Annotated in this window: 13 protein-coding genes and 1 other annotated feature; of the genes, 7 read left to right on the forward strand and 6 right to left on the reverse strand. The window is 45.0% G+C overall.

Annotated elements, in window-relative coordinates; all coding sequences use genetic code 11:
- Positions 1-42 precede the first annotated feature (42 nt).
- Positions 43-1,251, reverse strand: coding sequence for an MFS transporter (locus ATL39_RS05765; RefSeq protein WP_120192344.1), 1,209 nt, complete (start codon positions 1,249-1,251; stop codon positions 43-45).
- Between the two features lie 131 nt (positions 1,252-1,382).
- Positions 1,383-1,658, reverse strand: a complete 276-nt coding sequence (locus tag ATL39_RS05770; protein WP_120192345.1) for a YlbG family protein — start codon at positions 1,656-1,658, stop codon at positions 1,383-1,385.
- Positions 1,659-1,761: 103 nt separating this feature from the next.
- Between ATL39_RS05770 and ATL39_RS05775 the strand changes: the two genes are divergently transcribed.
- Entirely contained in the window at positions 1,762-3,258 is a 1,497-nt protein-coding gene (locus tag ATL39_RS05775; protein ID WP_170146846.1) for an FAD-dependent oxidoreductase, read from the forward strand.
- Between the two features lie 13 nt (positions 3,259-3,271).
- Here ATL39_RS05775 and ATL39_RS05780 read toward each other — a convergent pair whose 3' ends face one another.
- Positions 3,272-4,054, reverse strand: a complete 783-nt coding sequence (locus tag ATL39_RS05780; RefSeq protein WP_170146847.1) for an SDR family NAD(P)-dependent oxidoreductase — start codon at positions 4,052-4,054, stop codon at positions 3,272-3,274.
- 115 nt (positions 4,055-4,169) lie between these two features.
- Positions 4,170-4,389: a binding site (T-box leader), on the forward strand.
- Positions 4,390-4,443: 54 nt separating this feature from the next.
- Here ATL39_RS05780 and proB point away from each other — a divergent pair.
- From proB to proC, 3 genes are read left to right on the forward strand one after another with little or no spacing between them, the layout of a single operon-like run.
- Positions 4,444-5,559, forward strand: coding sequence for a glutamate 5-kinase (gene proB, locus ATL39_RS05785; RefSeq protein ID WP_120192348.1), 1,116 nt, complete (start codon positions 4,444-4,446; stop codon positions 5,557-5,559).
- A gap of 1 nt (position 5,560) precedes the next feature.
- Positions 5,561-6,808 carry a glutamate-5-semialdehyde dehydrogenase gene (locus tag ATL39_RS05790; protein ID WP_120192349.1) on the forward strand — a complete coding sequence of 416 codons (1,248 nt, stop codon included), beginning with the start codon at positions 5,561-5,563 and terminating at the stop codon, positions 6,806-6,808.
- Positions 6,809-6,817: 9 nt separating this feature from the next.
- On the forward strand, positions 6,818-7,654 hold the full coding sequence (gene proC / locus ATL39_RS05795) for a pyrroline-5-carboxylate reductase (RefSeq protein ID WP_120192350.1): 837 nt from the start codon (positions 6,818-6,820) through the stop codon (positions 7,652-7,654).
- Positions 7,655-7,695: 41 nt separating this feature from the next.
- On the opposite strand, the gene ATL39_RS05800 is transcribed toward proC, so the two are convergent.
- On the reverse strand, positions 7,696-8,697 hold the full coding sequence (locus ATL39_RS05800) for an NAD(P)/FAD-dependent oxidoreductase (protein ID WP_120192351.1): 1,002 nt from the start codon (positions 8,695-8,697) through the stop codon (positions 7,696-7,698).
- A gap of 191 nt (positions 8,698-8,888) precedes the next feature.
- On the opposite strand from ATL39_RS05800, the gene ATL39_RS05805 reads away from it, so the two are divergent.
- Positions 8,889-9,713: an ion transporter gene (locus tag ATL39_RS05805; RefSeq protein WP_120192352.1), complete on the forward strand. Its 825-nt coding sequence runs from the start codon at positions 8,889-8,891 to the stop codon at positions 9,711-9,713.
- A 28-nt stretch (positions 9,714-9,741) separates the two neighbouring features.
- On the opposite strand, the gene ATL39_RS05810 is transcribed toward ATL39_RS05805, so the two are convergent.
- The gene (locus ATL39_RS05810) at positions 9,742-11,109 is read right to left on the reverse strand and encodes an aspartate kinase (protein ID WP_120192353.1); all 1,368 of its coding nucleotides are present in this window, start codon (positions 11,107-11,109) and stop codon (positions 9,742-9,744) included.
- 378 nt (positions 11,110-11,487) lie between these two features.
- Here ATL39_RS05810 and ATL39_RS05815 point away from each other — a divergent pair, with 378 nt between their 5' ends.
- Both ATL39_RS05815 and cbpB read left to right on the forward strand, forming a co-directional pair.
- On the forward strand, positions 11,488-11,796 hold the full coding sequence (locus ATL39_RS05815) for a MerR family transcriptional regulator (protein ID WP_120192354.1): 309 nt from the start codon (positions 11,488-11,490) through the stop codon (positions 11,794-11,796).
- Positions 11,797-12,026: 230 nt separating this feature from the next.
- Positions 12,027-12,461, forward strand: a complete 435-nt coding sequence (cbpB, locus tag ATL39_RS05820) for a cyclic-di-AMP-binding protein CbpB (RefSeq protein WP_120192647.1) — start codon at positions 12,027-12,029, stop codon at positions 12,459-12,461.
- A 57-nt stretch (positions 12,462-12,518) separates the two neighbouring features.
- Here the strand turns inward: cbpB and ATL39_RS05825 are convergent, their stop codons facing one another.
- A complete protein-coding gene (locus tag ATL39_RS05825) occupies positions 12,519-12,959 on the reverse strand; it encodes an SRPBCC family protein (protein WP_120192355.1) in 441 nt (146 codons plus the stop codon).
- Positions 12,960-13,023 lie beyond the last annotated feature (64 nt).

The following is a 13,023-nucleotide window of genomic DNA, read 5'->3' on the forward strand; positions in this document are numbered from 1 at the left end:
CTGATCAAATAGTACCGCATTCCCAGGAGTGGTGCAAACCCTCTAGTCTCCGCTGTCATCTTTTCTCTTTTTTATGCCTGGGATAACATATATCTTCATAATGATAACGGCTATTGTCAGCATCACCGCTGACACTAAAAACACTCCCTGAATACCGTAAACCGCCGCCAGCAGACCACCAATAATTGGACCAAGCAGGGAACCCAGGAATAAAAAGCTGTTGGAAAATCCGTAAGTTCTGCTTTCCATGCCGGATGGGGCCAGCTGCCTGATCAACGTATTCGCCGCAGGAAGCAGGCCTCCTAAGCAGAGACCTGTCATAAACCGCATAGCGATAAGCTGCCATAAATTAGTAACAAAGGCCTGCGGTACGGAAAACACAGCCGCGCCGATCAGACAAACGAAAAGCGTATAGTACGCTCCCTTATTGTCACTCGTTTTTCCGAGAATAGGAGCCGCCACCATGTTGGCTATACCCATCGAGGACACAGCCAGACCGGCATAAAATGCACTGTTCACCCCGCCGCTTAAATCTTCTACGTACAATGAGACGAGCGGGTTAACCCCAATCAGTGCGAACTGAATAATAAACACGACCATGTATATCTGAATAATTGGAGATACTGCTGCTATTTTTTTAAAATCGTCCATTGTGCTTGTTTTTTCTCCAGCTTCCGGCGGTGTAAAATCTTCTTTTACAAACAGCCAGACGGTCAGCGCAGCTAATGCCAGACCGACACCCGTAATATTAAAAATAGTCCGGAACCCAAAGGCTTCGGCCAGAAGCCCGCCGAACAACGGCCCGCATATGCCGCCGGCTACGGCACCGGATTGAAGAATACCAAGGGCATAGCCTGCTTTTTCTTTTGGGGTGTTGGTAGATACGAGGGCAATAGAAGCAGGAATAAATCCGGAAATGGTTCCATTTAGAAACCTTAAAAACAACAGACTCCACGGACCTGTGGCAAAACCGGTTAAAATCATAACGATAGCCATACCAATTCCCGATCGCAGCACCATCGGTTTTCTTCCATACTTATCAGCCAGCTTCCCCCAGAATGGAGAAACAATAAAGGCACTTAAAAAGTTAATACCAAATATAAACCCCGCCCAAATAGTTATGGACTGCGGGTCGGTTACTCCGAGTTCCTGTAAATAGAGCGGAAGAAAAGGGATAATCATCGTCATGGCAGCCATTACCATAAATTGAGACACTACAAGTATATAGAGATTCTTTTTCCATTTTGGCATATGAATTCCTTCTTTCCCGCTCATTATATTATATTCCGGCACCCGAAACAATATCGACGGGAGAGGCACGGTTTCAATAAAAAGAACCTCCCATATCAGGAGGTCCGTTTCATGTGCGAAAAAAAGTCAGCTTATAATCCCATATTGTAGTCCGGCGCCGGCTCTTTTTCTATTGTCTTCTTTTTATATTCTGTAGCAACGGATGGTTTCATGGATCGTTCTGCCTTCTCAACAAAATGAAGGTTTTTTATATCCTCTATAACCGATTCCACGCTCGTTTCATTGCAGTAAACAATCGCGTAGTTCATCGACTTCGAAACATAGTGAACGACCCCGTACCGGCGAAGCTGTCTAGCATGCTTTGTGGACTTCAGCCATATAGCGATACCCGTTCGTTTTGGATACATAAGGTCTTCCCCTTTTACTGGATTTCTTTTTAGTCTAGCATGGGTATACAATAAGAGCAATAAAGCAGCGCACTCCTGCTGCTTTTAAGAAAGGAATATGCTGATGGAATATACTGATGTATTAATTATAGGCGGCGGGTTTGGCGGGCTTACGGCGGCCGGTCTTCTAAGCCGGGCGGGGAAATCCGTTACGCTGCTGGAAGCTTCCAATGAATGGGGCGGCAGTGCGGGGAAATTCAGGAGAGGTGATTACATTTATCCGGTCGGAGCCACGCTGGGCCTGGGATTTCAGGAACCGCACGGCCTTCATTACCGGGTATTCAATCACCTTGGCATACCCCAGCCGGAAAAAACGCTCCTGACGACAGTCATGGATGTTCATTCTGCCGGGTTCTCTATTAGAGTGCATGCTGATATGGATACCCACATACAGCACCTGTGCCGGGTTTTTCCTGAAATCAGCGACCGGATCCAGGATTTTTACCGTCTTGTTGCCAAAACAGGAGATATATTTTTATCGTTATTAAAAAAAGCACCGGTTATGCCGCCGAAAACATGGCGCGATTGGAAATCGCTGCTTGCTTCTGCCGATGGCAGAGCTGCTGCTCTTGTTCCTTATTACCGTAAAACGGTAACACAGGTGCTGGGCCAGTTTCAGCTTGATAAGCATTATGGATTTATGCAGTATATAAACGGCCAGCTGCTGGACAGTATGCAGGCTTCAGCTGACGAAGCAGCCGCACTCCTCGGTCTGTACGGTCTTGCTATTTATCACCAGGGCTCCCATTACATGAAAGGCGGCCTCTACCGCAGCGCCGAATCATTGGCTGCCGCTGTTAAAACAAATGGCGGGCAGGCTGTGAAAAGGCGGACAATCGAGAAAATTTACAGAAACAACGGCCGCTGGGAAGCAGTTGATAAGCGAGGCAGACTATTTGCAGCGCAGGACCTTGTTCTTAACGTACCTGTGCAGGCTCTTCCCTCTTTAATGAGCGATGCTGACTTTACCGCAATGGGAGGAAAATGGCAGAAAAGAAGCCGTACTTCCATCTGGAGCGCTTTTTCTATGTACGGCACACTGACCGAAGCTCCCGCCGATACTCCATTATTTCAGCAGATTATGTGGGGGCCGGAAAACGCATTTGAAAAAGAGCACATGTTTGTATCGTTATCTGAAGAAAAGGACACCTTGAGAGCTCCAGGACGTGAACGAACATTTACCGTCTCTACCCACACCAGTCCTGAGCGCTGGAAAAACAAGGCCTCTTATGACGAGCAGAAACAACAGACGCTGGAAGAGCTAAAACAAATCCTGCTGGCACAGACAGGCTGGTCCGGTGCACTTACTTCTCTGCTTCCCGGTGCGCCGCATGCGTGGGAGCACTATATTCACCGGCCGGACGGCATGGTCGGCGGCTTTCCCCAAACAAGCCGCTATGCTCTTTTTAACAGCCTTTCCCACCGCACAAACCTGCCCGGGCTGTGGATGTGCGGGGATTCCGTTTTCCCGGGAGGAAGTACGATGGCCGTTACGATGAGCGGTATTCATGTATATGAATCGATTACCGGCTCCCGTTTTTATAAAGAAGAGCAGATCTGACTAAAAACCGCTGTTATTTTTTCATGAACTGCCTTTTACCAAGCTGCTCCACCGTTTTCGGAAATAAACTGTACATCACGGCCGCCTTGTTCATATATCCGGGCAGGTTGATTTCTCTTGTGCGGGTTTCCATATTTTTCACGATGGTCCGGGCCAGTTTATCAGGTCGTATGGCCAGCCGCTTTACAGATTTTTCATACTCTCCTGTTGGATCCGCTTTATTTGAAAATGGCGTTTTTACCGGCCCCGTGTTTACGGTCATTATAGAAACACGGTGCGGTTTCAACTCCATCCGCAGCGCATTGGAATAGGCAATCACCCCGGCTTTACTGGCGGCATAGGCAGATGCTTTAGGCGTCGCTATTCTGCCTGCCATCGAACCAATATTGATAATCCGTCCGTTCTGCTGCTCTTTTAAAGCGGGCAGAAAAAAGCTTGTCCAGTCGATCAATCCGAGCAGGTTCACTTCCAACATCTGTCTTGCCTTTTCATACGAAAGGCTGTCTGCCTCTGCAAAAAAACCGGCGCCGGCATTATTAATAAGTACATCAATTTTTTTAGTCCGATTTAGAACAGCTTCTGACGCTCTCTTATTATCGGTATGATTTCTAATATCAGCTTCTTCTATATCGGAGGGAACTCCCAGATCTACCAGCTCGCGCTGCACGCTTCTCAGCTTTTCTCCGGACCTTCCTACTAGAATAGGATAATAGCCGCGCTTTGCGCTTTCAATGCTGATATATCGTCCGAGACCGCTTCCGGCTCCGGTAATTACTACCGTTTTCTCTATTTTCATGCTTTCATCCTTCTTTCCCGGCAGCATTATTTCTGCTGTTTTTATTTGCTTGACAACTCCGCCTCTATGAAACATAATATGAACAACTATTGTATCATCCCGAATTAAAAAAAGAGAAACAGCGTCGAAAGAGAATAGTAATAAATGCAGGATGTCGTACAGAAAATGGCGCTCACTGGCTGAGAGGCGCTGTAACATCTCTTTTATGAACCTGCTCTGGAGCTGTCAGGTATAAATACCTGATCGTTAACTGCGTTAAAGTTCCAAGTGGAAAAATGATTCTTATCATTTTTCAACGAAGGTGGCACCGCGGATTATACGTCTCCGTCCTTTATGAGGATGGAGGCTTTTTTTGTTTTAGCAGGTAAAAAAGGGAGAGAAAAGGCCAAATGAAAAAGGAACGAATTGTCGTTAAAATTGGGAGCAGTTCGCTGACCACGCCTAACGGAAGGCTGAGCGGTGAAAAACTAAAAGAACATGTTTCTGCCATTGCAGGCCTTAGAGAGCGGGGCCATCAAGTAATTCTCGTTTCGTCAGGAGCAGTGGCGGCCGGTTTTGGACAGCTTGGCTATCCATCCCGCCCGGTAAAGCTCGCCGGCAAACAGGCCGCGGCAGCGGTTGGGCAGGGCCTGCTTATGGAAGCGTACACGAAAGAGTTTCATGCATACGGCATCCCGACTGGGCAGCTGCTGCTGACCCGCGATAACTTTTCCAACAGGCCACAGTATCAAAATGCTTATAATACTCTTTCTGAACTGCTTCAGCGCCAGGTTCTCCCTATTATTAATGAAAATGATTCCATCGTTGTTGATGAGCTTACGTTTGGCGACAACGACATGTTATCTGCTCTTGTCGGCGGCTTATGCCAGGCAGATGATTTGTTTATTCTTACCGATGTGGACGGTCTTTACGATTCGCACCCTAAAGATAACCCGGACGCCAAAAAGTATCATTTTCTTTCTGAAATTACAGATGAACTTCTTATTGGAGCCGGCGGCAGCGGCAGTCTTGTCGGCACGGGCGGGATGAAATCAAAGCTGCTTGCAGCCCAGACGGCGCTTCAGCTGGGACTTCGTATATTTATAGGCACCGGCTCAGGCCCGCGTAAACTAACGGATATTATTGATGGCAAAGGAAACGGTACGTATATCGGCTACCCCGGTCAATTTACACTGAAATCAAAACAGCAGTGGCTCGCCATGCATTCTCTTCCGTCAGGTGAGCTGGTCGTGGATGGAGGCGCCAAAAGGGCCCTGCTTCAAAATGGACGCAGCCTTCTTCCTGCCGGAATTAAATTAATTAAAGGCACTTTTTCCAGCGGATCGGTCGTACAGGTTGTTGATGAAAAAGGCTCACTTATCGGCAAAGGCCAGGTAAATATGTCTTCTGCTGAATTAGCGGATATTAAAGGAAAATCGAGCACAGAAGCTGCGGCATACACTAAAACAATAAAAGCTGAAGTAATCCACCGTGATGACTGGGTTGCTATGAAGGAGATGAAATAAAATGAGTAAAATGATAGAACAGGGCCTCAAAGTTAAACAGGCAGCCGGTGATTTAGCTGTACTGAATGCCGCACAGAAAAACAATATATTAAACGAACTGGCTTTGTCTTTGGAAGAACATACGCTCACTATTCTGGAGGCGAACCAAAAGGATATAGAAGCAGGGATGGAAAAGGGATTTACAGAGGCTCTTCTCGACAGGCTGCGTTTATCAGAAGAACGCATAAAAACGATGGCGGACGGCTTTCGTGATGTTGCTGCTCTTCCAGATCCTATCGGGGAAGAAATAGAAGCATGGGACCGCCCTAACGGCCTTGAAATCAAAAAAATCCGTGTTCCCCTGGGCGCTGTCGGCATTATTTATGAAGCAAGACCAAATGTGACGGCTGATGCGACGGCTCTAGCAGTAAAAACCGGAAATGCCGCACTTCTGCGTGGAAGCTCTTCCGCCTATCATTCCAATCAGGCGATTATTGATGCAATTCATGCGGGAATGGCTAAATATTCTCTTGCTCCAGATTCCATTCAACTTGCCGAAGACACCTCACGTGAAGGTGCTTCGGAAATGTTTAAAATGAATAAATATCTTGATGTTCTCATTCCACGGGGCGGCGCTGGTCTTATTCAAACGGTAGTCGATCAGTCTTCTATTCCCGTTCTGGAAACAGGTGTAGGAAACTGCCATGTTCTAATCGATGAAACAGCTGAAAGAAAAATGGCTATTGATATTGCAATTAATGCGAAAACCCAGCGTCCTTCTGTATGCAATGCGTGCGAAACTATCCTCGTACATGAAAAATGGCTGCAGGAAAACGGAAGTGAACTAATTGAAGAACTTTTTCTTGCGGGTGTTGAAATCCGCGGTGATGAACGAATTCAGGCCCTTCACCCTGATATCAAAGCAGCAGTTGAGTCTGACTGGGGGGAAGAATACCTCGACTATATTGTTTCCATGAAGTGCATTGACAATGTAGAAGAGGGTATTTCCCATATTAAAATGTACGGCACCAGTCATTCCGAGTCTATTGTGACCGAAAATGAAGACAATAAGCTGGCTTTTTTTGCAGGTATTGATGCAGCAGCTCTTTACCATAACGCTTCTACGCGTTTTACCGATGGATTCGAATTTGGGTTTGGTGCAGAAATCGGCATCAGCACCCAAAAACTTCATGCCCGGGGACCGATGGGACTTAAAGCGCTTACGTCATATAAATATATTATTCAAGGCACCGGCCAGGTGAAAGAATAGGGGGAACTTATGCTTACGAACCAGACGTTTGCTTTTATAGGAGCAGGAGCCATGGCAGAGGCCATTATCGGGGGCCTGATTCGAAAAGAACTTGTTCAGCCTGATCAGATTTCAGTAACCAATCATTCAGATAAAGATAAACTTCTCCGTCTGGAAAAAGAATACGGCATCCGTTCCTTTCAGCTGAAAAAAACAGAAGTAATTAATGCCTCGGTTATCATTCTGGCGATGAAGCCAAAGCATGCAGAAGATGCGATTCATTCAATACGTCATAAAGTCTCAAATGAACAGATTGTTGTTTCTGTCATGGCCGGCATTTCCACGATGTATATGGAAAATCTTTTTGCAATCCATCCCCCGGTCATACGAGCGATGCCGAACACTTCCGCCAAAGTGGGAGCCTCTGCTACAGCTATCTGTTTAGGCTCCTATGCTTCTTCAACAGATGGCCGGATAGCTGAAGCCTTATTTCGTTCGATCGGCACCGTAACTGAACTGGCAGAAGAAAAAATGGATGCCGTCACCGGCATTGCCGGCAGCGGACCTGCTTATTTGTATTACATGGTAGAAGCAATGGAACACGCCGGGCGCCAGGCAGGCCTTCGTGAAGATGAAGCCAAAGAACTTATCATTCAAACGTTTTTTGGAGCAGCTCTGCGCCTTCAGCACACAGAAAAAACCTCAAAAGAGCTGTATAAAGAAATCATGAGTCCCGCCGGAACGACTGAAGCTGCCTTCGATGTGCTCGAACAGCATCAAGTACAGGAACATTTTACCGCCGCTATCATGCGTGCTATTGAGCGTTCCAAAGAGTTAGGAAATACCACTGCCACCCCTTTTAAATGAAAAATCCCGCCGAAGGATAACCCTTCGACGGGATTTCTGTTTTATTGGAATAACTGTTCGGCCGCATGCCTTCCTGACAGAACAGATCCTTCTACTTTGCCTTCTTTGAAAATATCTCCGGCAAACGCTGCAGGTGCCGGTTCTTTCCAACTGATGCTTCTTTCCGGAAAAAGCACATCCGGCTTGGCGTAGCGCCATTTTTTCACTTGTACCTCCTGTATTTCAGCATCAGTCAGCAGCCAGTCTATTTTTTGAAGAAGTGCATCCTTCAGGACATTATCTGCTTCTTCCCAATTTGTATCGGACCATTCCCCGCTGGCATGAATGGTCAGTATTTTTTTCTTTGAAATACCTTTTTGGTAGTTACAGCCGGCAAAAGCGATGTCTCCTTTTTTCCATTGTATACCGCCGGCTTCAGGAATGCCGGCTTTTCCGGAATAAGCAATCATTAATCCAATACTTTTTTCATACGTAAGTCCTTCCAGCGCTTTTTTATCTTCGGAAGAACCCGGGAATTCAGGAAACAATGCAAGCGTCTGCGGCATAGGCGACGTAACCAGAACTCCTTCCGCTGAAAAGAAAAAATGATCTTCTCCTGCTTCTCCTTCTACTATCCACCCTTCTTTTCCGGGTTTTATAGACTGTACAAGATGAGAAGTATGTATGTCTTTGCCTTTCCAGAGTCGTTTTACGAGAGGAGACATCCCTTCCATCCCGGTGTAGCGGGGATGACCATCGCCGCCTTCCTCTGTGATAATCCCATCTGCAGCGTCTTCCGCCCCTGCAAAGCCTTTGTTCCACTCTTTTACCCAGCCGTTCTTCTGCCACTCCTGGACAAGCTGTTTCATTTCTTCACTTCTGGCTGTAAAAAACTGGGCGCCATGGTCTGCGCGTCCTTCACCGATGCGCCGTGTAGCCATGCGCCCTCCCACGCCTCTGCTTTTTTCCAATATAGTGGTCTTTATACCTTTTGCTTCCAGATAAGTATGTGCGCTCCATGCAGCCAGGCCTGAGCCTACAATAATTACTCGTTTCTTTTTCATCTGCTCTCATCCCCTTTATCTATAATGTTCTATACCCTCGACCAGCTTTACTCAATCTACGGCTGTCGAGAAAGAAATCTTTTCATGGCATCCTCGTTTTAGTACAATAAGATAGTTGTATTCGTTTTATTATTACTGCTAACTATATCGGCACTATCCATCAATAGAGGACAGAGGGAGTTTTCAGGTTTATGAAAGAGTCAAACCAACGCCGGACGTGGCGGGATAAATTAGCTGTTCTTGTTGAAAGTCCAATTTTTATTAACACGATTATGATTATCATTTTAATCAATGCTGCTTTAGTGGGAATTGAGACATATCCCGATGTCTACCAGGGAAATCAGAATTGGTTTTACATAGCAGATAGAATCCTGCTTTGGATATTCACTGTTGAAATTGTTCTCCGGATCATCGCTTTTAAACCTTCCTACCGATTTTTTAAAAGCCCGTGGAACTGGTTTGACTTTCTAATTGTATTTGCCGGTCATGTGTTTGCCGGTGCCCATTTTGTTACCGTGCTCCGGATTTTAAGAGTGCTCCGTGTACTTCGGGCTATATCGATCATACCATCGCTCAAGCGGCTTGTGGACGCCCTGCTTTTAACGATACCTTCGCTCGGCAACATTATGTTTCTTATGAGTATTTTCTTTTATATTTACGCTGTTATAGGCACGATGCTCTATCAGGACATCGAGCCTGAATACTTTGGCAATCTGCAGCTGACTCTTTTAACGCTTTTCCAGGTCGTTACTCTTGAATCATGGGCAAGCGGCGTAATGCGGCCTGTACTTGAGCAGGCTCCGATGTCATGGTTTTATTTTGTCAGCTTCGTTTTGATCGGTACCTTTATTATCTTTAACCTTTTTATCGGGGTTATTGTCAGTAATGTAGAAAAAGCTGATAATATGGAAAAAGAAGCAGCCGACGGTCCGGAAGTTACGACAAAAGAACTGCAGAAAGAAATACAGGAACTCAAACAGCTGATAATCGAACAGAAAAAAGACGGGAACCGGTGATTACTGCCGGTCCCCGTCTTTTCTTTTTTTACTGCAATACTTCCTTCGTGCTGAAAAATTCTTCGTACAGGCCTCTAATCGCGTCGTCCACCTGTTCTTCTTTAATTCCGAAGGCAAGTGAAACCTCCGAAGATCCCTGGTTGATCATTTCGATATTTATTTCTTTTTCCATTAACGCCTTTGTAGCTCTTGCTGCAATACCGACTGTTTCATGCATGCCTTCTCCAACCAGCATAATCATCGCCAGTCCTTTTTCAAAGTAAACATCGTCTGCCTCAAGCTCTTCTGTAATACGGCTGATAATTTTCTCCTCAGCAGCCGGCGTCAACTGACTGTTATCCAAAATAACTGAAGTATCATCAATACCGGAAGGGATGTGTTCGTAGGAGATACCCTCGTCTTCGATAATAGACAATAACCTGCGGCCGAACCCTACTTCTCTATTCATTAGATATTTCCTCACATAGAGCGTGCTGAAGCCCTTGTCGGCTGCAATACCGATAACGGGATTTAATGCATACTCTCTTTCGGAAATAATCATTGTTCCGCTTGTTTTAGGGTTATTTGTGTTCTTTACACATACCGGAATTGACTTTTGGAAAGCAGGAATCAGTGCTTCGTCATGGAAAACGGCAAATCCCGCATAAGAAAGCTCCCGCATTTCTCTATATGTCATTCTTTTTATTGCTACAGGATCTTTCACTACTTTTGGATTGGCTGCAAACACACTGTCCACGTCGGTGAAGTTTTCGTATAAATCAGCTTTAATACCGGCTGCAACGATTGAACCTGTAATATCAGATCCTCCTCTGGAAAAAGTAACCAGCTTTCCTTCCTTGGAATAGCCAAAAAATCCAGGAAATATTAAAATGCCTTTACGTTCCCTCAGCTTATACAGGTTGTCATAGGATTCCGGAAGTACCTGTGCATTACCCGGCGTATCGCTGACATAGAGGCCGGCTTCTGCCGGATTTATGTATTCTGACAGCACACCCTGGCTCTGCAGATAACCCGCAATAACTTTCGCATTATTGTCTTCGCCTGCAGCTTTCATTTGATCAAGAAAACGTTCGGGGCTTTCCTTCGTGTAATCAACTCTTTCCTGCAGGTCTTTCTCTATGATGCGGAGCATGTCTTCAGACAGCCCTAATTCTTCGGTAATGGAACGAAACCGTTCCACTACGTTTTGGAGCGCGTCTGCCGTATCTTTTCCAGCCAGCGCGGTTTCTCCTAAATGTATCAGCAGGTCCGTTACTTTTGTATCTTCATCGCTTCTTTTTCCAGGTGCGGAAACGACAATAATTTTTCTATCTGTATCAGCCGTGATGATTGACGCTACTTTTTTGATCTGCCCTGCATCAGCAAGAGAAGATCCTCCAAATTTTGCTACATTCATTCGTTCACACTCTCCCAATTAAATAAATTCCTTTAATTTAAATTCTGAAAATTTCACAAACATTAGCTTATCACAAATATGGAACTGCCACAAAGGACGTTTATTCTGCTGACACCACGTATAGAGCGCTTAGACGCCCTTACGGAAGCTCTTTTGCCTAACGCATTGGATATTGTATGTATCCTGCTTTCCTTTCAGTTCCCCGGAGATGGAGCTTTCCCCTTCAAGCAGTCTTTTTCATTTGTTTCTTCTTTTAGTATAACGTATGACAGGCAGAAAAGGACGTCAATCATGTGAGGAAATCTAACAATGTACATTTACTATGTGAGATTTTATGATATGTTGTTAGAAACATTAGAGAAAAAGGGGCGCTTGTAGATGTCTTCAAACTACAAAGACAAAAAAGTCATTACAATAGGGGTTATTAGTGAACTTACAGGCTTGTCGGAAAGAAAAATAAGATACTATGAAGAGAGAAAATTGATATTTCCGGAGCGGTCTTCCGGAGGCACCAGAAAATATTCTTTTGGAGATGTAGAACGCCTTATTGACATAGCTGATAAAATGGAAGATGGTATGCAGACGTTTGAGATACGCCGGATGGAACAGAAGAAAATGAAGAATTCAGAACTTCGCGACAAAATGCTTCGCGGCCAGCTGAATGCTGCTTTCAACCTGCGGAAATAAACATATTTTGGATTAAATACAAAAGTAAAGGGGTATATGTAAGTGGCGGCATACCTTCTTTCTTCTTTATGGAACGCTTACAATATTTTCTTGACTTTCCTATTTTTTGAGAATACGATTAAAGAGGTATCAGCTTTTTCACAGCCACTCTGAATGCCACACTTTGTGCTGAGATGCTTTATTGAAACTTCCGGCGCGGCAGCGCCTACAGAAAGAAAGTGATGAAACACATGCAAACATTAAAAAACAGCCAGATCATGGATAATGAAATAAAACAGCTTATTGTATCAGATGAAAAAGTGGCGCACGTTCAGCTTGAAAATCCGCTTGACCATGCTTTACTTATTTTGATTAAATCAGGGTATACCGCTATTCCTGTGCTTGATAAATCCTACCGGGTGCAGGGCCAGATCAGCAAAGCCCATATTCTGGATTCCATCCTGGGAATTGAACGTATTGAAATGGAGCGCCTTCACGATTACAAAGTAAAAGACGTGATGTCTCCGAAAGTTCCTCGAATGCACAAAGATGAAACCTTTGGAAAAGCGCTGATGCTTTCTATTAATCATCCCTTTGTCTGCATTGAAGATCATGACCATTCGTTTGTCGGTATTTTAACAAGACGATCCATTCTTGCTCTAATTCACCGTCATTTTGAAAAGTAATAAACATACTCAGGCAACTGCCGCAAACCGAAAGAGCCGTCCCTCCGGACGGCTCTTTTAGTTATCCTTAAATTGGCTTTGCAGCGCTTTTTCCCTGTCTTTAAACATATTATATAAACCTGCTTTAATGAATACAGACGGGACATAGCTTTCGAACTCTACATGATCGGTAATTCCTGTGAGCTCTCCTTCAGCCAGTGCTTGAAAAGAATGAGTGTGCTTCCATTTGATCAAAGGAAAAGGCATCTCTTGTCCTATATCCACAAAAAATTCTTCCTCTTTGCTCTCCGTAATCGCAGAAAGCCAGTTGGCCTTCAACGGCCCCGCTTCAATTTGGATCTCCACTGTTTCCCCGGCTTTTGATTCTCCGTTGGATAATACTGTCACCTTCGGAAAATCTGTCAGTCCTTCCAGCGCCTTAGAGTCCTGAAAGAAATTCCACACTTCGCTTCTCGGAGCTTTTACGATAGTCTGGTACTCAATACTTCCTTTAAACATACTATTCCTCCTCGACAGCGATTACTGGATGAAAGAAAAAAATCTTGAAACAGGTAAAGGCTGA

It is taken from the genome of Sinobaca qinghaiensis, from assembly GCF_003610495.1.
Taxonomy (GTDB): Bacteria; Bacillota; Bacilli; order Bacillales; family Marinococcaceae; genus Sinobaca; species Sinobaca qinghaiensis.